The sequence below is a fragment of the Bradyrhizobium sp. LB14.3 genome, from assembly GCF_040547985.1.
Classification (GTDB): domain Bacteria; phylum Pseudomonadota; class Alphaproteobacteria; order Rhizobiales; family Xanthobacteraceae; genus Bradyrhizobium.
In genome coordinates this window covers 54,400-76,612 of the sequence record NZ_JBEPQT010000018.1, presented here as the reverse complement: position 1 = coordinate 76,612, position 22,213 = coordinate 54,400, and the positions used below count along the sequence as shown (strand labels likewise).

Annotated in this window: 22 protein-coding genes; 19 read left to right on the top strand and 3 right to left on the bottom strand. The window is 64.9% G+C overall.

The genetic code is table 11. The features are described from left to right. The first annotated feature begins 8 nt into the window (after positions 1-8). The 11 genes from argS to surE all read left to right on the top strand — a co-directional run bounded on the left by argS (position 9) and on the right by surE (position 10,889). The gene (argS, locus tag ABIB00_RS27365) at positions 9-1,799 is read left to right on the top strand and encodes an arginine--tRNA ligase (RefSeq protein ID WP_354106504.1); all 1,791 of its coding nucleotides are present in this window, start codon (positions 9-11) and stop codon (positions 1,797-1,799) included. A gap of 142 nt (positions 1,800-1,941) precedes the next feature. Further along, on the top strand, positions 1,942-3,504 hold the full coding sequence (locus ABIB00_RS27360) for an SPOR domain-containing protein (RefSeq protein WP_354106503.1): 1,563 nt from the start codon (positions 1,942-1,944) through the stop codon (positions 3,502-3,504). Positions 3,505-3,550: 46 nt separating this feature from the next. Then, complete coding sequence (nagZ, locus tag ABIB00_RS27355; RefSeq protein ID WP_354106502.1) at positions 3,551-4,579, top strand: beta-N-acetylhexosaminidase; 1,029 nt, start codon at positions 3,551-3,553, stop codon at positions 4,577-4,579. Beyond that, positions 4,576-5,415: a segregation and condensation protein A gene (locus ABIB00_RS27350; protein ID WP_247446607.1), complete on the top strand. Its 840-nt coding sequence runs from the start codon at positions 4,576-4,578 to the stop codon at positions 5,413-5,415. The genes nagZ and ABIB00_RS27350 overlap by 4 nt, the downstream gene beginning before the upstream one ends. Positions 5,416-5,436: 21 nt before the next feature. After that, positions 5,437-6,189, top strand: a complete 753-nt coding sequence (gene scpB / locus ABIB00_RS27345; RefSeq protein WP_354106501.1) for an SMC-Scp complex subunit ScpB — start codon at positions 5,437-5,439, stop codon at positions 6,187-6,189. Positions 6,190-6,354: 165 nt separating this feature from the next. Beyond that, complete coding sequence (locus ABIB00_RS27340; protein ID WP_247349164.1) at positions 6,355-6,588, top strand: twin-arginine translocase TatA/TatE family subunit; 234 nt, start codon at positions 6,355-6,357, stop codon at positions 6,586-6,588. An 85-nt stretch (positions 6,589-6,673) separates the two neighbouring features. Continuing rightward, positions 6,674-7,237: a Sec-independent protein translocase protein TatB gene (tatB, locus tag ABIB00_RS27335; RefSeq protein ID WP_354106500.1), complete on the top strand. Its 564-nt coding sequence runs from the start codon at positions 6,674-6,676 to the stop codon at positions 7,235-7,237. Continuing rightward, entirely contained in the window at positions 7,234-8,046 is an 813-nt protein-coding gene (gene tatC / locus ABIB00_RS27330; protein ID WP_354106499.1) for a twin-arginine translocase subunit TatC, read from the top strand. The genes tatB and tatC overlap by 4 nt, the downstream gene beginning before the upstream one ends. Before the next feature lie 186 nt (positions 8,047-8,232). Further along, on the top strand, positions 8,233-9,564 hold the full coding sequence (gene serS / locus ABIB00_RS27325) for a serine--tRNA ligase (protein WP_354106498.1): 1,332 nt from the start codon (positions 8,233-8,235) through the stop codon (positions 9,562-9,564). A gap of 95 nt (positions 9,565-9,659) precedes the next feature. Next, on the top strand, positions 9,660-10,022 hold the full coding sequence (locus ABIB00_RS27320) for a hypothetical protein (protein ID WP_247349160.1): 363 nt from the start codon (positions 9,660-9,662) through the stop codon (positions 10,020-10,022). 99 nt (positions 10,023-10,121) lie between these two features. Further along, the gene (gene surE / locus ABIB00_RS27315; protein ID WP_247349159.1) at positions 10,122-10,889 is read left to right on the top strand and encodes a 5'/3'-nucleotidase SurE; all 768 of its coding nucleotides are present in this window, start codon (positions 10,122-10,124) and stop codon (positions 10,887-10,889) included. Between the two features lie 19 nt (positions 10,890-10,908). On the opposite strand, the gene ABIB00_RS27310 is transcribed toward surE, so the two are convergent. Then, complete coding sequence (locus ABIB00_RS27310) at positions 10,909-11,280, bottom strand: response regulator (protein WP_008547195.1); 372 nt, start codon at positions 11,278-11,280, stop codon at positions 10,909-10,911. Between the two features lie 224 nt (positions 11,281-11,504). Here ABIB00_RS27310 and ABIB00_RS27305 point away from each other — a divergent pair, with 224 nt between their 5' ends. Beyond that, entirely contained in the window at positions 11,505-12,155 is a 651-nt protein-coding gene (locus ABIB00_RS27305; RefSeq protein WP_247349468.1) for a protein-L-isoaspartate(D-aspartate) O-methyltransferase, read from the top strand. A gap of 109 nt (positions 12,156-12,264) precedes the next feature. Continuing rightward, a complete protein-coding gene (locus ABIB00_RS27300; RefSeq protein ID WP_354106497.1) occupies positions 12,265-13,650 on the top strand; it encodes a peptidoglycan DD-metalloendopeptidase family protein in 1,386 nt (461 codons plus the stop codon). Positions 13,651-13,785: 135 nt separating this feature from the next. Here ABIB00_RS27300 and ABIB00_RS27295 read toward each other — a convergent pair whose 3' ends face one another. After that, positions 13,786-14,790 carry an ATP-binding protein gene (locus ABIB00_RS27295; protein WP_354106496.1) on the bottom strand — a complete coding sequence of 335 codons (1,005 nt, stop codon included), beginning with the start codon at positions 14,788-14,790 and terminating at the stop codon, positions 13,786-13,788. A 181-nt stretch (positions 14,791-14,971) separates the two neighbouring features. Between ABIB00_RS27295 and yajC the strand changes: the two genes are divergently transcribed. From yajC to ABIB00_RS27265, 6 genes are read left to right on the top strand one after another with little or no spacing between them, the layout of a single operon-like run. Further along, entirely contained in the window at positions 14,972-15,337 is a 366-nt protein-coding gene (gene yajC, locus ABIB00_RS27290; RefSeq protein WP_247349156.1) for a preprotein translocase subunit YajC, read from the top strand. A 47-nt stretch (positions 15,338-15,384) separates the two neighbouring features. Next, on the top strand, positions 15,385-16,989 hold the full coding sequence (gene secD, locus ABIB00_RS27285; protein WP_247349155.1) for a protein translocase subunit SecD: 1,605 nt from the start codon (positions 15,385-15,387) through the stop codon (positions 16,987-16,989). A 10-nt stretch (positions 16,990-16,999) separates the two neighbouring features. After that, positions 17,000-18,019, top strand: coding sequence for a protein translocase subunit SecF (gene secF / locus ABIB00_RS27280; protein ID WP_354106495.1), 1,020 nt, complete (start codon positions 17,000-17,002; stop codon positions 18,017-18,019). A gap of 60 nt (positions 18,020-18,079) precedes the next feature. Then, positions 18,080-18,463, top strand: a complete 384-nt coding sequence (locus tag ABIB00_RS27275) for an Mth938-like domain-containing protein (RefSeq protein WP_354106494.1) — start codon at positions 18,080-18,082, stop codon at positions 18,461-18,463. Beyond that, entirely contained in the window at positions 18,460-19,323 is an 864-nt protein-coding gene (locus ABIB00_RS27270) for a phytoene/squalene synthase family protein (protein ID WP_354106493.1), read from the top strand. The genes ABIB00_RS27275 and ABIB00_RS27270 overlap by 4 nt, the downstream gene beginning before the upstream one ends. Before the next feature lie 45 nt (positions 19,324-19,368). Then, complete coding sequence (locus ABIB00_RS27265) at positions 19,369-20,613, top strand: threonine ammonia-lyase (protein WP_354106492.1); 1,245 nt, start codon at positions 19,369-19,371, stop codon at positions 20,611-20,613. 12 nt (positions 20,614-20,625) lie between these two features. Here the strand turns inward: ABIB00_RS27265 and ABIB00_RS27260 are convergent, their stop codons facing one another. Beyond that, entirely contained in the window at positions 20,626-22,179 is a 1,554-nt protein-coding gene (locus tag ABIB00_RS27260; RefSeq protein WP_354106535.1) for a winged helix-turn-helix domain-containing tetratricopeptide repeat protein, read from the bottom strand. Between the last annotated feature and the right edge of the window lie 34 nt (positions 22,180-22,213).

The window sequence follows — 22,213 nt, the reverse complement described above, 5'->3', positions numbered from 1 at the left end:
CGGCGCCCATGCCCGACACATCCTCAGCACTGCACCTGTTCGCCGACGTGCTCGCACGCGTGCACGCGGTCTGCCGCGCGCTCGCGACGGAAGCCAACTGGCCCGAGGGTATCGATTTCTCGCGCGTGGTGGTCGAGCCGCCGCGCGACGCCACCCATGGCGACATGGCGACCAACGTCGCCATGGTGCTTGCGAAAGAGGCAAAGGCAAAGCCGCGCGATCTCGCCGAGCAGATTGCCAAGCGGCTGCGCGCGGATACCCTGATCGCCAAGGTGGACGTCGCCGGCCCAGGCTTCATCAACCTGACGCTGAAGCCGGCTGCCTGGGTGGAAGCGCTACGCACGGTGCTGCGCGAGGGCGCCGATTACGGCCGCGCCCGCGGTGGCTCGAAGGTCAATGTCGAATACGTCTCGGCCAATCCGACCGGGCCGATGCATGTTGGCCATTGCCGCGGCGCCGTGTTCGGCGACGCGCTGGCGAGCCTGCTTGAGTTCGCAGGCCGTGACGTCACGCGCGAATACTACATCAACGACGCCGGCGCGCAGGTCGACGTGCTCGCCCGCTCGGCGTTCCTCCGGTATCGCGAAGCGCTCGGCGAGGACATCGGCGCGATTCCGGAAGGCCTTTATCCCGGCGACTATCTGAAGCCAGTCGGGCAAGCGCTGGTGAAGGAGCATGGCGACAAGCTCCTCGCAATGAGCGAGGCCGCATGGCTGCCGACGGTGCGCGCCAAGGCGATCGCAATGATGATGGACGAGATCAAGGGCGATCTCGGCGCGCTGAACATCCGCCACGACGTGTTCTTTTCGGAGCGCTCGCTGCTGGACCCCGGCAACAACAAGGTCGCCGAGACGATCGATTTCCTGCGCGCCAAGGGCGACATCTATCAGGGCCGCCTGCCGCGGCCTAAGGGCGCTCCGGCCGAAGATTGGGAAGATCGCGAGCAGCTGCTGTTCAAGGCGACGGCCTATGGCGACGACGTCGATCGTCCGCTGATCAAGTCAGACAATTCTTACACCTACTTCGCCTCCGACATCGCCTACCACAAGAACAAGTTCGACCGCGGCTTTGCCGAGATGATCGACGTCTGGGGCGCCGACCACGGCGGCTACATCAAGCGCATGCAGGCGGCGGTGAAGGCGACGACCTCCGGCAAGGGGGCGCTCGACGTCAAGATCGTCCAGCTCGTGAAATTGCTGCGCAACGGCGAGCCGGTGAAAATGTCGAAGCGGAGCGGGGACTTCGTCACCTTGCGTGAGGTGGTGGATGAGGTCGGCCAGGACGCCGTCCGCTTCATGATGCTCTATCGCAAGAACGATGCGGTGCTCGACTTCGACCTCGCCAAGGTCATGGAACAGTCGCGCGACAATCCGGTGTTCTACGTCCAGTACGGTCACGCCCGTGGCCACTCGATCTTCCGCAACGCACGCGCGGAGGTGTTCCCGGAGCTCCCCGAGGATACGGAAAAGCGCATCGCATGGCTCGCTGAGTCGGCGGTAGAGCGGCTGTCGGACCCGGCTGAGCTCGACCTTCTCAAGCGGCTCGCAATTTTTCCGCGCATGCTGGAAGCGGCCGCAAGCGCCCACGAGCCGCACCGAATTGCCTTCTATCTCTATGATTTAGCCAGCGAATTTCATGCACTTTGGACGAAGGGGCGCGATTTGCCCTATTTACGCTTCATTATCAATAATGATGCACTTCTAACGAAGGCGCGGCTGGCCATGGTCCAGGGCGTCGTCTCTGTCCTGGCATCGGGCCTCGCCATCCTCGGCGTCCATGCTCCGGACGAGATGCGGTAGTTTGGGGCGAACTACTTAAGGGGATTGTTGGGGGTAACCGGCAGAAGCCGGATCGCTTAGACTTGGTTGAAAGCCTTGTGGGTCGAAAGCCGTGCCTTGGTCGAGGGGGCGTGCGGCTTTCCCGAAGGGACGCATCATCACGATGGCCGAACGATATCAGGACAGACCGTTTCCTTCCGATGACTATGATCGCGGTGGTGATCAGCATGGGAGGGCCGAGAGCGGCGATCCCTTGGCCGAGCTCGCTCGCCTGATCGGGCAGACCGATCCGTTCGCAGCGCAGGGGCGGCCCGGCGCGCACCCGCCAGCAGCGCCTGCCCAGGGCTATCAGGACCACGACTACCGGCAGGACGATTACCAGCAGGACCATGCCGAGCAGGCCTCGCCGCCGCCCGGACCACCCTCATGGATGCGGCGCGCCAATGTGCAGCCCGCGCCACCCCCTGAGCCTGCCTATCCCGTTTCCGGAACCCCGGTTCATCCGTTGCATCGCTATTCAGCCCAGCCGACCGCGCCGGAGCCTGATTTTCATCAGCCGCAGGCCCATCAGGATCCCGCCTACCAGGATCAGGCTTATCAAGCTCAGGCCTACCAGGATCAGGCCTACCAGCAGCCCGATCAGGCTTACCGGGAGCAAGTCTATCAGCAGCCCGATCCGGCGCGCTACGACGATGCGCTCTACGGACGGCTGGAGGCGGGCGAGCAGGACTACCAGCGCGACCCCGCCTATCCCGACGATCCTTACGCGTTCCAGAGCGACTATCCCGAGGCGGATCTCGACGAGCCGAAAAAGCAGCGCGGCGGCATGATGACGGTCGCGGCGATCCTGGCGCTTGCCGTGGTCGGGACCGGCGCTGCCTTCGCCTACAAGACCTATGTGGGCTCGCCCCGCAGCGGGGAGCCGCCGATCATCAGGGCCGACAACACGCCGACCAAGGTCGTGCCGGCGCCGTCGGATTCTTCGGCGAAAGTGCCGGACCGCATGGTCACCGGCGATGGCACCGAGAAGATCGTGCCGCGCGAGGAAGCGCCTGTTGACGTCAACGCTAAGGCGGGAGGTCCCCGTGTGGTGTTCCCGCCGCTGAATCAGAACGCGAACCCGCCTCCGGTCGCGAGCGTGTCGCCGTCCAGTATTCCGCCGTCGGGTGCGGGTCCGAGCCCGAGCAACGGGACGCTGCCGAACAATTCGCCGCGCCCGATCAGGACTGTGGCCGTGAAGGGCGATCAGAACGATAGCGCGGCGCCGCAATCGGCTGCGGCCAGGACGGCAACTGCGCCGAAGACGCTCGCGGCACCAGCTGCGCCGATCGCCCCGCATACGCCCCCGACCTCGGCCAATGCCAGTGCCAACCAGCCGATGTCGCTGGCGCCGCAGGCGCCGCCAGCCGAACCGCCGCAGCGGATGGCTGCGAGCAACCCGACGCAACTCGCGCCCGCCAGCAGTGGCGGCGGCTATATCGTACAGGTCTCGTCGCAGCAGAACGAGGACAGCGCCGCCGCATCTTACCGGGTGCTTCAGGGCAAGTATGGTAGCATCCTTGGATCGCGCTCGGCGGTGATCAAGCGGACCGATCTGACTGACAAGGGCAAGGGTATCGTCTACCGCGCCTTCGCCGGGCCCTATGGTTCGGCCGCGGAAGCGACGCAGGTCTGCAACAGCCTGAAGGCTGCCGGTGGACCACAGTGTCTCATCCAGAGGAATTAACGGCCGTTTCCTTGACCCCCTCGCGGGTCAGGGTTAATCGGCCGTTATGAGCACGCGGGCCTTCATTACGGGCGTATCCGGAACGGAACTGACCGCCGTAGAGCGGGAGTTTATCCGCAGCGAACGCCCATGGGGCTTCATCCTCTTCAAGCGCAATATTGAGACGCCGGCTCAAGTTGCTGCACTCGTTGCGGAATTGCGAGCGGCTGCGGGTTCTGCTGATGCCCCTGTCCTGATCGACCAGGAGGGCGGACGGGTGCAACGGCTGGGACCGCCGCATTGGCCGGTCTATCCGCCGGGCGCCATTTTCGCAGGCCTCTACGACATTGATTCGGCGCTCGGGCTGACCGCGGCGCGCCTCAGCGCCCGGCTGATCGCGGCCGATCTCGCCGATCTCGGCATTACCGTGGATTGTTTGCCCCTGGCCGACGTTCCCGTGGCCGGCGCCGATGCAGTCATCGGAAATCGAGCCTATGGCACTGAGCCGGGCAAGGTCGCGGCGATTGCCCGGGCCGTCACCGAGGGCTTGGAACAGGGAGGCGTGCTGCCGGTCCTCAAGCACATTCCCGGCCATGGGCGAGCCACCGCCGATACTCATTTCAAGCTGCCGACGGTCGATACATCCAGGGACGAACTGGAGCGGACCGACTTCGCGGCATTCAAGCCGCTGGCGGATTTGCCGATGGCCATGACTGCACATGTTGTGTTTAGCGCGGTCGACCCCGCCCATCCGGGGACGACATCTGCGACAATGATCGCTGAAGTGATTCGCGGCGTGATTGGGTTCCAGGGTTTGTTAATGAGTGATGACGTGTCGATGAACGCGCTGTCGGGGAATATCGCCGAACGGACCCGCGCCATCTTCGCGGCCGGCTGCGACGTGGCCCTGCATTGCAACGGCAACATCGAGGAGATGCGCGAGGTCGCCGGCCAGACACCTGAATTGGCGGGCAGGGCGCTGGAGCGGGCAAACGCCGCGCTCGCGGCGCGTAAAGCACCGCAGCCGCTCGACCGCGCGGCCGCACGCGCCGAACTGGACGCATTGATCGCACGGGCAAACACGGCATCGGCATGACCGCAGAAATCCTATCGTTTGAAACCGGGCGGCCCGCAGAACTCGCCGAGGGTGAGCCGGCGTTGGTGGTGGACGTCGAGGGCTATGAGGGGCCGCTCGACCTGCTGCTCGCACTGGCGCGGCAGCAGAAGGTCGATCTCGCCAAGATCTCGATCCTGGCGCTCGCCGACCAGTATCTCCACTTCATCGAAGCCGCGCGAAAGATCCGGCTCGAGCTTGCCGCCGATTATCTCGTGATGGCGGCCTGGCTCGCCTTCCTGAAATCGCGCCTGCTGCTGCCGGAGCCGCCGAGTGCGGACGGCCCGAGCGCGGAGCAGATGGCGACGGCGCTCGCCAACCGCCTGCGCCGGCTGGAAGCCATTCGCGAAGCCGCCAACCGGCTGATGAACAGGCAACAATTGCTGCGCGACATCTTCCCGCGCGGTGAGCCCGAGCAGATCGCCGAGATCAAGCATCCGAAATACACCGCGACGCTCTATGACCTGCTCACCGCCTATGCCTCGCAGCGCCAGTCGCGCGTGCTGGCGAGCGTGCATCTGGCCAAGCGCACGGTGTGGTCGCTCGCCGAGGCGCGCGCCACGCTGGAGCGGCTGGTCGGCAGCATCAGCGAACAGGACGACTGGGGCGTTCTCGACGACTATTTGCTCCGGCACGTCGCCGATCCGACGCAGCGCGCGACGGTGCTGGCTTCGAGTTTTGCGGCTGCGCTCGAACTGGTGCGTGAAGGTCAGCTCGAGCTGAACCAGAAAGAGGCGTTTTCGCCCATCTATTTCCGGAAGGGGCGCCCTCAGCCGATCGCGGACGCAGCTCCTGCGCCCGATGCGCCGGTCGCTTAAGTGCAACAAGGAGAATCTGCCATGGCAAGCCTGGCTGAAGTGCGGGTAGATGAGGCCGAGCCGATGGAGAACGAATCCCAGGCGCGTCCCGAAGAATTGCGGCTGCTGGAAGCGCTGCTGTTCGCTTCGAATGAACCGTTGGACACCGCGACGCTGGCCAAGCGCATGCCCGAGGGCGTGGACGTGAAGGCCGCGCTCGAGCAGTTGCAGGCCGACTATTCCTTGCGCGGCGTGAACCTCGTGCGGGTCGCCAACAAATGGACCTTCCGCACCGCGGGCGATCTCGCCTGGCTGATGACCCGTGAGAGCACCGAGACCCGCCGCCTGTCGCGCGCCGCGATCGAGGTGCTCGCGATCATCGCCTATCACCAGCCCGTGACGCGCGCCGAGATCGAGGAGATCCGCGGCGTCGTCACCTCGAAGGGCACACTGGACGTGCTGCTGGAAACCGGCTGGATCAAGCCGCGCGGCCGTCGCAAGACACCGGGGCGTCCCTTGACCTTCGGAACCACCGAGGACTTCCTGTCGCAGTTCACTCTGGAACAGCTCGGCGATCTGCCGGGCTTGGAGGAGCTGAAGGGCACGGGCCTGCTGGATTCGCGTCTGCCGACCGGATTCAGCGTGCCGACGCCGTCGGACGACCCGCAACTGCGTGAGGACGAGGATCCGTTGGAACCGGGCGAGGACCTCGATCTGGCGCTGGCACCTGCGGTCGAGCCCGAGACGCCGCCGGAAGACGGCAATGAGGGTGGCGAGGGCGGCAGCGCGGACTGACGTCCCGGCCTTTTACCGGCCCCTGCGACCAGTTAACACTAGCAAGATTACGTAGCGCCAACAGCGAATTGGCGCTGCCTTGGTCCTTGTTTTTGACACCTGCCAAGCCTAGGTTTCTGTAAAGATCGGCCGGTCCCCGGCCATACGCGTTTGGAGGATTGCAGGATGGGTTCACTTAGCATTTGGCACTGGATCCTGGTGATCGCAGTGGTCCTGCTTCTGTTCGGCCGCGGCAAGATTTCGGATCTGATGGGCGACGTGGCGCAGGGCATCAAGGCGTTCAAGAAGGGCATGCAGGACGACGACAAGGTCGCCGACAAGCCCGAGCCGGCCAAGTCCCTCGAGCACACTGCCGCGCCGACCGCGGCACGGTCCGACGTCGGCAGCAAGGCCGTCTGAGCAGAGTACGCGAGACGCGGGTAGCGGCCCTGATCCTGCACGCAAGGGATTGGGCCGGTCGCGGCTGGCGTGAACGGAAGGCCTCATGTTCGACATCGGGTGGAGTGAACTGGTCCTGATCGGGGTCGTGGCCCTGGTGGCCATCGGCCCGAAAGAGCTGCCGGGCGTGCTGCGCATGGTCGGGCAGTGGATGGGCAAGGCCCGCAAGATGGCCGCCGAATTCCAGGGCCAATTCCAGGAAGCGATGCGCGAGGCCGAAATGGCCGACCTCAAGAAGAGCTTCGATGAGGTCAAGGAAGCGGCTTCCGGTTTTGCCGGCAAGAATCTGATGACCTCGCTGCAGAAGGACGTCAGCGACGCACTCCGCGTCGATGCGCTGGACAAGCCGGCCGAGACGACCACCACGGCGGTCGAACCGCCGGCGACTTCGATTGAAGCGACGGCGACTTCAAGTGACGCGCCGACGACGTCAAGTGACGCGCCGGTCACCCCGACCACTCCGGAAGCGCCGACGCCGGAGACCTTCGTGGAGGCCGAAGCGCATGCGGCCGTGAACGAGCCGCTCGCCATCACACGTGAGGTCGAGCAGGCGCAGGTCGCACAGGACACCGCGCCATCCGAAGCGATCAAGGACGCCAAAGCGTCATGAGCGACGCCGATATCGAGGCCAGCAAAGCCCCATTGATGGACCATCTGATCGAGCTGCGGTCGCGGCTGATCAAGGCGCTGCTCGGCTTCGGCGTGGCCTTCATCTTGTGCTTCTTCTTCGCCAAGCAAATCTACAACGTGCTGGTCTGGCCGTTCGTGTGGGTCGCGGGCCCCGAGAACTCCAAATTCATCTATACGGCGCTGCTGGAATATTTCATCACCCAGCTCAAGCTTGCACTGTTCGGCGCCGGCTTCATCTCGTTCCCGATCGTCGCGACCCAGATCTACAAATTCGTCGCGCCTGGCCTGTACAAGCACGAGAAGAATGCCTTCGTCCCGTATCTGGTCGCGACACCGTTCTTCTTCGTGCTGGGCGCAGCGCTGGTCTATTTCGTCGTGCTGCCGATGCTGGTCCGCTTCTCGCTCGGCATGCAGCAGGCCGGCAGCGACGAGACCGCGCAGATCCAGCTGCTGCCCAAGGTCGGCGAATATCTGTCGCTGATGATGTCGCTGATCTTTGCCTTCGGCATCGCTTTCCAGCTCCCGGTGATCCTGACGCTCTTGGGCCGGATCGGCATCGTCTCGGCAAAAATGCTGCGCGAGAAGCGCCGCTATTTCATCGTCATCGCCTTCGTGATCGCGGCCGTGCTGACGCCCCCCGACGTGCTCAGCCAGTGCTCGCTCGCGATCCCCTTGCTCGCGCTCTACGAGGGCTCGATCATCGCGGTGAGCATTGTGGAGAAGAAGGCGGCAGCTTCAAAGGCGGCCACCGGCACTGACGTATCGACCCCGGCTAATCCGGCGGAGTAGGGACGAGATGTCATTCCCCGCGAAGGCGGGGATCCAGCACACCGCGGCCTCTCGGGGAATCATTGACCTCTCTGGAATACTGGATCATCCGCCTTCGCGGATGATGACAGTCATGCTAGGAGACGCGCACATGTAAATCGTCAACATTCACGTTGACTGTTTACGCGCGGCCCCAGGATCACAGCCATGCACGACATCAAATCGATCCGCGACAATCCGCAAGCCTTCGACGCTGGCCTCGCCCGGCGTGGCCTGAAGCCGTTGTCGGCGTCGCTGCTCGCGATCGACGAGAAGCGGCGGGCGGCGATCCTGGCCTCGGAGCAGGCGCAGGCGCGGCGCAATGCGGCCTCCAAGGAGATCGGCGACGCCAAGAAGGCCAAGGACGAGACGCGCGCGGCCAGGCTGATGGCGGAGGTCGCCGAGCTGAAGACAACGATGCCGGAGCTCGAGGCGGCCGCGAAGGCTGCCGACGAGTTGCTGACAATGGAGCTGTCCGCGATCCCGAACATTCCATTCGATGAAGTGCCCGATGGTGTCGACGAGCACGGCAACGTTCAGCACCATGTGTTCGGCAACAAGCGCAACTACGGCTTCGCGCCGAAGCTGCATGACGATCTCGGCACCGCGCTCGGCTATATGGACTTCGAGGCGGCGGCAAAACTTTCCGGCGCGCGCTTCGTCGTGCTGAAAAAGGGGTTGGCGAGGCTGGAGCGCGCGCTCGGCCAGTTCATGCTCGACCTGCATACCAACGAGCACGGCTACACCGAGATCAACCCGCCGCTGCTGGTGCGCAACGAGGTGATGTTCGGCACCGGGCAATTGCCGAAATTCGAGGACGATCAGTTCTGGGCGATCAAGGGCGAGCTCCTGGCCGCGCCGGACTCTGAGCGGCTGATGACCGAGCGCCTCGGCCTCATCCCGACCGCCGAGGTTGCCCTCACCAATCTCGTTCGCGAATCCATTCTCGACGAGAAGCAGCTGCCGATGCGGCTCACGGCGTTGACGCCGTGTTTCCGCGCCGAAGCGGGCGCGGCCGGGCGCGACACCCGCGGCATGATACGCCAACACCAGTTCACCAAGGTCGAGTTGGTCTCGATCACGACGCCGGAGGTGAGCAAGGACGAGCTGGAGCGGATGCTGTCCTGCGCCGAACAGGTGTTGCAGAAGCTCGACCTGCACTACCGTGTGATGACGCTCTGCGCAGGAGATATGGGTTTCTCGTCGCAAAAAACCTATGACATCGAAGTCTGGATGCCCGGGCAGGGCGACGGCGGCATGTTCCGCGAGATCTCGAGCTGCTCGGTCTGCGGTGACTTCCAAGCGCGACGCATGGATGCGCGCTCGCGCGGGCCGGACGGCAAGCCCCGCTTCGTGCACACGCTGAACGGCTCCGGCACCGCGCTCGGCCGCGCGCTCATCGCGGTGATGGAGACCTATCAGCAGGAGGACGGCTCGATCGCGGTCCCCAGCGTGCTCCAGCCCTATATGGGCGGGCTCAAGGTGGTCGCGCGCGAGTAGGGCGCGTTGCTCGCCCGCAACGCAGAAACGTTTGGTTGCGAAGATCGGGCGGCCGGTTATCCTGCCGACCACCCGACAACGCGAACCCCTCGTTCATGGCCTTGCACCGCGACATCTTCTGGGTCGGCAGACAATGGGCGGTGACAGGTGCCGGCATCCAGGCTGTCGATCAGCGGCTGCGTGGCGTGCTCGACATCGCGATCGCGCGGCTCTGGGACGACGATCTGGTCCAGAGCCGGCGGGCCAAGCCCGGCGTGAATGCCGCGGATTTCGACAACGCGCTGACGATGGCACGGGAACGCTTTCCGCAGGCGCCGGTGGCGGACCCGTTCGTTGAACAGCTGGAGGCGCTCGGCGTGATCGAGGCTCCAATCGTGAGCCCGGTCGTGCCGGCGATGAAGCTGCATGCGGAGGGCCGGCTGGCGCGCTTCCTGCCGCAATGGCGCGTTCGCCGCTAACAGAACCGGGAACGGCCGCCGGCCCCGATCGGCCGGTTTGCCTGATCGGCCCCAGCCGGATAAGACGGATCAGACCCGTTTCAGGAATCGACCTTTCGCATGCGCATTCTCTGCACCAATGACGACGGCATCCACGCCCCCGGCCTCAAGGTGCTGGAGGAGATCGCACGCGCATTGTCCGATGACGTCTGGGTGGTCGCGCCTGAGCTCGACCAGTCCGGCGTGTCGCATTCGCTGTCGCTGAACGATCCTCTGCGCCTGCGCGAAGTCGGCCCGCGGCACTTCGCCGTGCGCGGCACGCCGACCGACTGCGTCATCATGGGCGCGCGCCATATCCTCGGCGCCAAGCTGCCCGATGTCGTGCTGTCGGGCGTCAACAAGGGCCGCAACGTCGCCGAGGACGTGGTCTATTCCGGCACCATCGCCGGTGCGCTGGAAGGCACCATCCTGGGGCTGCCGTCGTTCGCACTGTCGCAGGAATTCAGCGTCGAGACCCGCGACCGGCCGCTGTGGGACACAGCGCGCAAATTCGGCCCCGACATCCTGCGCAAGGTGATCGCCGCCGGCATCCCGAAGGACACGGTCATCAACGTCAACTTCCCGGCTTGCGCGCCGGAAGATGTGCTGGGCATCCGCGTGACGCGGCAGGGCAAGCGCAATCTCGGCTTCCTCAGGATCGACGAGCGCAAGGACGGCCGCGGCAATCCCTATTTCTGGATCGGCTTCGAGCGCGCGGCGATGATTGATACGCCCGCCGAAGGCACCGATCTCGCGGCGCTGCGCGGACGCTACGTCTCCGTCACGCCGCTCAGGCTCGACCGCACCAACGAAGCGTTTTCCGAGGCGCTGAGTGCGACGCTGAAGTAAGTCTGCTGGAACTTAAGGCCTAGCCGCCGCGAAGCGCGGCTTCGATGGTCTTGCCGAGCGCGTCGAGCTGAAACGGCTTCTGAAGCGCCGGCCGATCGCGGTACTGCTCGGGGAGCCCGGAGGAGCCGTAGCCGGTGGCGAAGATGAACGGGCAGCCTTTCGCCTTGATGACATCGGCGACCGGCGAGATGACCTTGCCGTTGACGTTGACGTCGAGAATGGCGATGTCGAACTCGGTTGCCTGGGCGAGCCGCATGGCTTCGGTGATGTCGCCCGCCTCAGCCGCGACCTTGTAGCCCAGCTCTTCGAGCATATCCGCGACCATCATCCTGATCATCACCTCGTCTTCGACGAGGAATACAGAGCGGCCTGAAAGCCCCGTCGCGGTCATGGTAGAGTCCTTGCCCATTGCCAAAAACGTTCGCAGATAACGTGAATCGACGCAATGCGCGTTTCGACGATCGGATGTCTGAAATGGCCATCGAGGCTCGCCCGTTGCAAGCCGATTTGTGGTCAGATACGCCAGCAGAAGCGTACCACGGGTTCCTGAACCGGAACAAGATTCTCGCGCCCCGGGGTTGGCATCCCGGATCCCCAAAACAGCATAAGCAGGCAATGACCTCCCATCAGCACCCGCCGGAAAAGATGATGTTTCAGCTCACGCTGAGGCGCCGGGGTATCAGCGACCAGGCGATCCTGCGGACCATGGAGGAGGTGCCGCGCGAGCAGTTCGTGGACGAGGCTGATCGCGACGGGGCCTATCGCGATACCGCGCTGCCGATCGCCTGCGGGCAGACCATCAGCCAGCCCTTCGTCGTCGCCTATATGACCGAGCAGCTCCAGCTCCAGAAGAAGCACCGTGTGCTCGAGATCGGCGCCGGCTCGGGCTACCAGGCCGCGGTGCTGTCGCGGCTCGCCGGCCAGGTGTTGACCGTCGAGCGCTACCGCAAGCTCGCGGACGCCGCACGTATCAGGCTTGAAAAGCTCAACTGTCATAATGTCGAGGTGATGCTGGGCGACGGACTCAATCTGCCGCCCAATATCGGCCCGTTCGACCGCATCATCGTCACGGCCGCGATGGAGCAGATTCCGGACAACCTGATCGAGCGGCTGGAGGTGGGCGGCATCCTGATCGCGCCCGTCGGCCCGCATCAGGGCGTGCAGACGCTGATCCGCCTGAGCCGGACCGAGGCCGGGATCGAGCGCAAGGAACTCGTCGACGTCCGCTTCGTGCCTGCGCTGCCCGGCGTGGCGCGGGAGCTCTAGAATTCCGGATTGGCTGTGCGGCCAACATCTTATTGGAAGGGTTAAGCCGTTATTTACTCGGCGCGTGTTTACTTAAAAGACCAGTTCTGTTGCGTACGAGTGAGTAACCATGTCCGCAGTCGCCGAGTTGCTTTACTCGCGCCGCGTACCGCAGGTCGCGGTGCTGGCGCTGATCTCCTTCAGCTTCGCAGGGTGCAGCGCCGACATGTCGTCGCGCATGTCCCAGTCGAACTTCTCCAACCCCTTCACGCAGGAATCGACCGGTTCGGTGCAGCAGGCACCGCCGCCGCAGCGCGAGCTGCCGCAATATTCGCGGCCACAGACGCAGTCCGGCTACTACCAGTCGCAGCCCTTGTCGCCGCCGGCGGTGTCCGCGCCGCAATCCTATCCGGTTGCGGCAGCTGGCGGTGTGTCTGGAGGCGGACGTGGCATGGGGTCCTACGCACCCCCGGCGCAGCCGCATCTGGAGACCACGGCCACCGTGCCGCCGCGCTCGGTTGCAGCCGCCCAGCCGGTCGGTGGAACCAAAATCATCGTCGGCACCAGCGATACGCTTGAGTTGCTCGCCAAACGCTATCGCGTCACGCCCCAGGCGATCCTCGCGGCCAACGGCTATAAGGGCCCGCGGTCGCTCTCGCCCGGCCAGCAGCTGATCATCCCGCACCAGGCCACGGCCGCTGCGCCCGCGCCGCTCATGGCTCCCGTTGCGGCGGCGCCTGCTGCGAAGCCGGTTGCTGCCGTTGCCGTGCCGCCGAGCACGCACTTCGTGAACCACGGCGACACGCTCGTCAGCATCGCCCGCAAGAACCACATCTCGGCGGCTGAACTGGCCCGCGCCAACGGCCTCAATCCGTCTGCAAAGCTCAAGCTCGGCACCCGGCTGGCCGTGCCCGGTGCCAGGACTGCCGCCCTCGCGGCGCCGGTTGCCGCGGCTCCGGTCGGATCCGCCCCCGTCGTGGGTACGCTACAGCCCGTCGCGGTCGCTCCTGCGCCTGCCACCAAGATGGCGGCCGTCGCCGCACCGGTGCAGAGCGCGCGCCTGGCGCAGGCCACGGCCAATGTCGAAGAGAAGACCGCGGAAGCTCCGGCGAAAGCTGCGGAGACCACCAGCGCGCTGCCGACCTTCCGCTGGCCGGTGCGCGGAAAAGTGGTCACGACTTACGGCGCCAAGACCAATGGCAAGTCCAATGACGGCATCAATCTCGCCGTGCCCGAGGGGACGCCCATCAAGGCGGCCGAAGACGGCGTCGTTGCCTATTCCGGCAACGAGCTGAAAGGTTATGGCAATCTCATCCTGGTTCGGCACTCCAACGGCTACGTCACCGCATATGCCCATGCGAGCGAGCTGATGGTGAAGCGCGGAGATACCATCAAGCGCGGCCAGGTCATCGCCAAGTCGGGTCAATCCGGAGAGGTGGCGTCGCCGCAGCTCCACTTCGAGATCCGTAAGGGATCGAGCCCGGTTGACCCGCTTCAATTCCTGAATGGGGCGTGAGGCCTGCGTTGCCTCGGCACTGAATCCGTCCAGTACGCCGCAGCCTCTCGATTAATCACAACCGTCTCTGGAATACTGGATTCCCCGCCTGCGCGGGGAATGACAGCGATGGGCCGGGCGACAGCTTCCGACTGATTACTTCGCCGTCAGCTTCACGCCGAGCCGTCCCGCAAGCTCCTGCACGAACTGCCAGGCGACGCGGCCCGAGCGCGAGCCGCGCGTCGTGGACCATTCCAGTGCCTCGCGTTCCAGCGCCTCGTCGTCGACCTTGACGCCGAAATGGCTGCAATAGCCGCGCACCATGGCGAGATATTCGTCCTGGCTGCAGCGGTGGAAGCCGAGCCAGAGGCCGAACCGATCCGACAGCGAGACCTTCTCCTCCACGGCTTCGCCGGGATTGATCGCGGTCGAGCGCTCGTTCTCGATCATCTCGCGCGCCAGCAGATGGCGGCGGTTGGAGGTGGCGTAGAGGATGACGTTCTCGGGCCGACCCTCGATGCCGCCTTCGAGCACCGCCTTGAGCGACTTGTAGGACGCATCATTGCCGTCGAAGGAGAGGTCGTCGCAGAACACGATGAAGCGGAAGAACGAGGCGCGGAGCTGCTCCATGAGTGCGGGCAGGCTCTCGATGTCCTCGCGATGAATCTCGATCAGCTTCAATCTGTCGGCCGGTTTGCGCTCCGCGTTGATGCTGGCATGCGCCGCCTTCACCAGCGATGACTTGCCCATGCCGCGCGCGCCCCAGAGCAGCGCGTTGTTGGCGGGCAGGCCATTGGTGAAGCGCTCGGTGTTCTCGATCAGGATGTCGCGCACCCGATCGACGCCTTTGAGCAGGAACAGCTCGACGCGGCTGACCCGTGGCACCGCCGCGAGGCGGCCGTCCGGGTGCCAGACGAAAGCATCCGCCTGCTTGAACGATTCGCGTTCGACGGCGAGCTTGCCTTGGGCGGAGAGGTGCGCCGCGATCGTCTCCAGCGCGCGAACGACGCGCTCCTGGGAGAGGTCAGGGGTCGCCTTGGAAGCTGCCTTGGCAGTTGCCTTGGAGGCCGCCTTGGGACGTTTTGCCGCGACGCGGGCAGGCTTCCTGGCAGCGGTGCGGGGGCCTTTGCCGGCCGGGCTTTTGCTTGGTTTTTGGGGCATGTCCGAAGTTCCTGAGAACGCAGCCTTTATCGGGCCTGAGCACGCTCCGCAAGGTGGCCAAATCGACGGTCTGGCAGCGTTGCAATTGGGGCAATGGCCGCTATAGTCCGCGCGAATTTGACCGAACCGGTCGCCATTTGGGCCTGACCGGTTTTCCCCCGTTCTCTCGAGGATCGTCCGAATGCTGATTACCCCTGCGTATGCCCAGGCTGCGGGCGCCGGCGACACCAGCGGCATGTTGATGTCGCTACTGCCGTTCGCTCTGATCTTCGTGATCATGTACTTCCTGATTCTGCGTCCGCAGCAGAAGAAGGTCCGTGACCACGCCGATCTCGTGAAGAACATCCGTCGCGGCGACACCGTCGTGACCACGGGCGGCCTCGTCGGCAAGGTCACCAAGGTCGTCGACGACGACCAGATCGAGTTCGAAATTGCTGACGGCGTGCGCGTGCGGCAGATGCGCTCGATGGTCTCCGGCGTGCGCGCCAAGGGCGAGCCGGCCAAAGAATCCAAGGAAAGCGCCAAGGACGACGCCGCGGCGAAGTAAGCGCTTCCGCGAGTCTCTCAAATCTCCTGATCTGACAGGTCCAGTCGATGTTGTATTTCACGCGGTGGAAGGCGCTCGGGATTATCCTGACGGCGCTGATCGTGTGCCTCTGCGCGGTCCCGAACTTCTTCCCCGAAGCGCAGGTCAAGACCTGGCCCGCCTGGGCGCAGCGCCGACTCGTGCTCGGCCTCGATCTTCAAGGCGGCTCCTATCTGCTGCTCGAGGTCGACGGCAACTATGTGAAGAAGGAGCGGCTCGACCAAGTCCGCGACGACGTTCGCCGGACGCTGCGCGATGCCAAGATCGGCTTCACCGGCGGCGTCACCGTGCGCAACGACGCGGCCGAGGTTCGGATCACCAAGGAATCCGACCAGCAGGCCGCGCTCGCCAAGCTGCGCGAGCTGGCCCAGCCGCTGGGCGGACTGGTCGGATCCAGCGGTCAGCGCGACCTCGAGGTGACGGATGCTGGCGGCGGCCTGATCCGGCTCGCCATCCCGCAGGCCGCGATGATCGAGCGCATGCGCAAGACCATCGAGCAGTCGATCCAGATCGTCGAACGTCGCGTCAACGAGCTCGGGACCGTCGAGCCCGTCATCCAGCGCCAGGGCAACGATCGCATCCTGGTGCAGGTCCCCGGCCTCCAGGACCCGACCCGCCTGAAGGAATTGCTGGGCAAGACTGCAAAGATGGAATTCCGCATGGTCGATCCTTCGGTGCCGCCGGACCAAGCGCAGCAGGGCGCGTTGCCGCCGGACTCCGAGTTCCTGCCGAGCGCCACGCCGCCGCCGCCCGGCTACGTGGTCAAGAAGCAGGTGCTGGTTGCGGGCGGCGACCTAACCGACGCCCAGGCGACCTTCGACCAGCGCACCAGTGAACCCGTCGTCAGCTTCAAGTTCAATACGTCAGGCGCGCGCAAATTCTCGCAGGCCACGCAAGAGAACGTCGGGCTGCCCTTCGCGATCGTGCTCGACAACAAGGTGATCTCCGCGCCTGTGATCCGCGAGCCCATCACCGGCGGCCAGGGCCAGATCTCCGGCAGCTTCACCGTGCAATCGGCCAACGATCTCGCGATCCTGCTGCGCGCCGGCGCGCTGCCGGCACCGCTCACGGTGGTCGAGGAACGTACCGTCGGTCCGGGCCTCGGTCAGGACTCGATCGAGAAGGGCGAGCTTGCTGCCTATGTCGGTTCGATCCTGGTCATCATCTTCATGCTCCTGACCTACCGGCTGTTCGGCGTGTTCGCCAACATCGCGGTGGCCATCAACGTCGCCATGATCTTCGGCTTGCTGTCGCTGCTCAACGCGACGCTGACGCTGCCCGGAATCGCCGGCATCGTGCTCACCGTCGGCATCGCGGTCGATTCCAACGTGCTGATCTACGAGCGCATCCGCGAGGAATTGCGTGGCGGCCGCAACGCGATCTCGGCGATCGACGCCGGCTTCAAGCGGGCGCTCGCGACCATCCTCGATTCCAACATCACGACCTTCATTGCCGCCGCGGTGCTGTTCTACATCGGCACCGGTCCGGTGCGCGGCTTCGCCGTGACGCTCGGCATCGGCATCATCACCACGGTGTTTACCGCCTTCACCCTGACCCGGCTGATCGTCGCTGGATGGGTGCGGTGGAAGCGGCCGCAGAGCGTGCCGATCTAGGAGCCTGATCGTGAATCATACCATTCTCATCGGGCTCGGCGTCCTCATTGCCATTCTCACCGTGGTTGCGGCGTTCGGCTGGCTGCCGTCGCTGCGCATCGTCCCCGACAATACCCATTTCGACTTCACGCGCTTCCGCCGCATCAGCTTCCCGATCTCGGCAGCGCTGTCGATCGTCGCGATCACGCTGTTCTTCACCCACGGCCTGAATTTCGGCATCGACTTCCGCGGCGGCACGCTGCTCGAAGTGCAGGCCAAGTCAGGCACCGCCGATATCGCGGCGATGCGTACAACGCTGGATGGTTTGCGCCTCGGCGAAGTCCAGCTGCAGCAGTTCGGCGGTCCGGCCGACGTCCTGATCCGCGTCGCGGAGCAGCCGGGCGGTGACGCCGCGCAGCAGGAGGCCGTGCAGAAGGTTCGTTCCGCGCTTGGCGATTCCGTCGACTATCGCCGCGTCGAGGTGGTGGGACCGCGCGTATCGGGCGAATTGCTCGCCTACGGCATGCTCGGCCTGATGCTCGCGATCGTCTCGATCCTGATCTACCTCTGGTTCCGCTTCGAGTGGCAGTTTGCGCTCGGCGCCATGATCGCCAACGTGCACGACATCGTGCTGACGATCGGCTTCATGTCGATCAGCCAGGTCGATTTCGACCTGACCAGCATCGCGGCACTTCTGACCATTCTCGGCTATTCGCTGAACGACACCGTCGTCATCTACGACCGAATCCGTGAAATGCTGCGGCGCTACAAGAAGATGCCGATGCCGCAGCTCCTCAACGAGTCCATTAACTCGACGCTGTCGCGCTCGATCATCACCCACTTCACGGTGACGCTGGCGCTGTTGGCCCTGCTCCTGTTCGGCGGTCATGCCATCCACAGCTTCACCGCGGTGATGATGTTCGGCGTGGTGCTGGTCGGCACCTACACCTCGATCTTCATCGCGGCGCCGATCCTGATCTATCTCGGCGTCGGCGAGCATCGCGAAGATGCGCGCGATACGGCTGCGCCGGCGAAGAAAAACAAGGCATGATCCGAACCGCACGCCCTCGCAGGCGTTTGCGAGGGCGATAAGCCTATTCGGACGAAGCTCATGGCCGGCGATTCCAACGCACCGCATTTCCCGCGCTCGGCGCCGATCGAGGCCTATGGCAAGGGCGGCTTCGCCTTTGCGGGCATGTCGCATCGGGGCTCGCTGCTCTGCCTGCCTGACGCGATCTGGGCCTGGGACGTGACAGACCCGGCGCGGATCGACCGCTATTCGCTGGATCGGGTGTTCATCTCCGCCAATAGTATCGACACGCTTCTGATCGGGACGGGAACCGGTGTCTGGCTGCCGCCGCCGGAGCTGCGCCAGGCGCTGAAAGCGGTGAGGGTGGTGCTGGACACGATGCAGACCGGACCTGCCGTGCGCACCTACAACATCATGATGGGCGAACGGCGCCGCGTCGCGGCCGCGCTGATCGCCGTGCCATGAGCAGTTCCGCGCCGCCGCCGGATTCCGCTGCCTTCTGCGCTGACCTCGTGCGCAGCCACGACTTTTCCCACTATGCCGCGACCCTGTTCGCGCCTGCCCCCGAGCGCCGCGCGCTGCTGGCGCTCTATGCCTTCAATGTCGAGATCGTCCGCGTTCGCGATCAGGTGAGCCAGCCCTTGCCCGGCGAAATCCGCCTGCAATGGTGGACCGACATGCTTTCGGGCCAGGTCCATGGCAGCGCCGAGGGCAATCCGGTGGCGGCGGAACTGCTCCGCGCGATCCGCGATTTCGACCTGCCGGTCGAGCCGCTGTCGCTGCTCGCCGACGAGCACCAGTTCGATCTCTACAACGATCCGATGCCGACCATGACGGCGCTCGAAGGCTATCTGGCCGCGACTTGCTCGGCGTTGTTTGCCCTCGCGGCACGGATCATGGCGTCACCTTTGGACGCAGCGGAGCATCTCGCGCGGCATGCCGGGCTGGCCCAGGGCATCGCTCAGGTCATCGCGAACTTGCCGCGCGATGCGGCGCACCGGCGATTGTTCTTGCCGCAGCAGGTTCTGGCGAGCCATGGCTGCAACATGGAGGATGTGTTCGCCGGCAAGGAGACGCCGAATTTGCGCGCCGTCCTGAACCAACTCGCGGGCGAGGCCGGGCAGCATTTGACCACGGCCTTGTCGCTGTTGGCGGAGGTGCCGCCGTCGGCACGGCCGGCATTTCTGCCGCTGAGCCAGGTGCGGGCCGACCTCGAGCGCCTGTCGCAGCCCGCGCGTAATCCGTTTACGCCGCAGCAGTCGTCGCGGCTGCGCACGCTGTGGACGCTGTGGCGGGCTTCACGATCGCGGGAATTTACCAAATAGAAGCTGGCTTATCGCCTCATTTTGCCAAATGCTCTATGCTGTCCCATGGCTGAATTGTCCCAAAGCGTGTCCTCTGATCTCAGCGGCCTTCCGGTCGCGCCCGATGATATTCATGCCGCCGCCAAGACCATCCGCGGCGCCGTCGTCGAGACGCCCTGTAGCTACAGCCGCACGCTGAGCAACATCTGCGGCTGCGACATCTGGCTGAAATTCGAGAACCTCCAGTTCACCTCCTCGTTCAAGGAGCGCGGCGCGCTCAACCGCCTCGCGGCGCTGACACCGGAGGAGCGCGCGCGCGGCGTCGTCGCGATGTCGGCTGGTAACCACGCGCAGGGCGTTGCCTATCACGCCAGGCGGCTCGGCATTCCCGCCACCATCGTCATGCCGGTCGGCACGCCCATGGTGAAGGTCGAGAACACCAAGCACCACGGCGCCGAGGTGGTGGTCACGGGCGCGACGCTGGAGGAATCCGCCGCGTATGCACGCAGCCACGGCGAAGCTCGCGGCATGATCTTCGTCCATCCTTACGACGAACCGCTTGTCATCGCGGGGCAGGGCACGGTCGGGCTGGAGATGATGAAGGCGGTACCGGAGCTTGACACGCTGGTCGTTCCGATCGGCGGCGGCGGCCTGATCAGCGGGATCGGCATTGCCGCGAAATCGATCAAGCCATCGCTGCGGATCCTCGGCGTCGAGGCCTGGCTCTATCCCTCGATGTACAACGCCATCCATGACGGCAATCTGCCGGCGCGCGGCGATACGCTCGCCGAAGGCATCGCGGTGAAATCGCCTGGCAAGATCACGACCGAAATCGTCCGCCGCCTCGTCGACGACATTGCGCTGGTCAACGAAGCCGAACTTGAACGTGCGGTCGCCACCCTGATCTCGATCGAGAAGACGGTCGTCGAGGGCGCCGGCGCCGCTGGCCTCGCTGCGCTGATGTCCGATCCCTCCCGCTTTGCCGGCCAGAAGGTCGGGCTGGTGCTGAGCGGCGGCAATATCGACACACGGCTGATCGCGTCGGTGCTCACCCGCGAGTTGGCGCGCGAGGGGCGGCTGACCCAGTTGTCGCTCGACATCCCCGACAGGCCCGGTCAACTGGCTGCGGTCGCGGCACTGCTGGCCGAGGCCGGCGCCAACATCATCGAAGTCTCGCACCAGCGCACGTTCTCGGACCTGCCGGCGAAGGCGACGCTGCTGCAACTCGTCATCGAGACCCGCGACAGCGCCCATCTCGACGAGGTCATGGCCAAGCTTGGCGCATCCGGATTGAGTGCGCGCTGCACGTGATTGGCGCGACCGTCATTCCGGCAGGCCGGCGGCACGAAGCGCCTCGCCAAGGGACGACGCAAGCGCCGGGGAACAGTTGACGCCTGAGAACTGCCGGCTGTAGCGGAACGTCGGGTGCAACTCGAGTACCCGGGCGGCCGCCGCCCTCGCTTCTTCCAGACGTCCGAGCTTTGCGAGCGCCGCGGCCAGTTGCACATAGGTAATGCTATGTCGAGGATTGGCCTGAACCGACCGGTAGGCCGCACGACAGGCTTCTTCATATCGACCGCGGTGGAAGTGACCCATGGCCTGCGCGTCGAACGCAGCAAAGGCCCAGGGATCGAACGGACTGAGCCGCACGCCCCTTTCGCTCCACTCGATGGCGCGGTCGGCTTCGCCGCCCCAACCGAGCATGACGCTGCCGAGGATGTAGGTCAGCGCCGATGATGGGCTGATGGCGAGTGCGGCGTCGAGTGCAGTGAATGCTGCGGAACGATCGTGCCCATCCATGCCGATCGAAAAAGCCGCAAGGGTGAGAGCAAGCCCGTCATCCTGTCCGTGGATCAGGGCCGACCGAGCATGATGGATAGACGCGGCCCGATTGACCTCCTGCAAACCGGCTCGAAGGAACAGGCAATGGTGGCACATTGCGGCATTGCCGTGCGCCAGCGCATAAGTAGGCTCTAGCGCGATCGAACGCGCGAGCAGCACAAGGGCCTGCGTGACCTGTTCAGGCATTCCGGAATCGACATCCGGCTGGGCCCGCAGGACAAGATCATAAGCATCGAGGCTGTCGGGCCGTTGGCGCTTGACCCTGTTGAATTCGGCGCGCCGCAGGCTCGGCGCAATGGCGCCGACGACCGATAAGGCGATGTCATCCTGGAGGGCGAAAACGTCCTCGGACCGGCGCTCGTAGCGTTCGGCCCACACATGCCCGCCGGTCGACGTATCGATCAACTGGCCTGTGATACGGACCGTTGTGCCGGTCTTCCGGACGCTGCCTTCCAGCACATACCGGACGCCAAGCTCGCGGCCGACCTGTTTCAAGTCCACCGCACGACCCTTGTAAATGAGCGTCGAATTCCGCGCGATCACGAACAGCCAGTTGATGCGCGACAGTCCGGTGACGATGTCGTCGACCATCCCGTCGGCAAAGTAGTCCTGCTCTGCATCACCGCTCAGGTTCGCGAAGGGCAAGACCGCGATTGACGGCCTGTCAGGCAACATCAGCGATGGCGCTGCGGAGGCGGCGGATGCGTGATCCCGATGGGACGTCGTAACGGAGGGACCCACATAGCGATAGCCGTGCCGCGGCAGGGTCTCGATCCAGCGGGCCTCTCCAGAGATATTCGCCAAAATGCGCCGCGCAGCAGCGATTTGGACGGTCAAATTACTGTCTTCGATTGCCTGGGCGGGCCACGCCGCCTCGATCAAGGCTTCCTTGGACACCGGCGCGCCGGCCCGTCGCACGAGCAGGGCCAAGAGCAGGACGGCTCGCTGGCCGAGGGGGGTCGGCTCGGCACCGTGGAAAAGGATTCTTGCATCGGCGTCCAGACGGAATGGACCAAATTCAAGGATCATGGCCATTGCCAAAGAAGGGCACATTTCGGAGGTTTTTTGC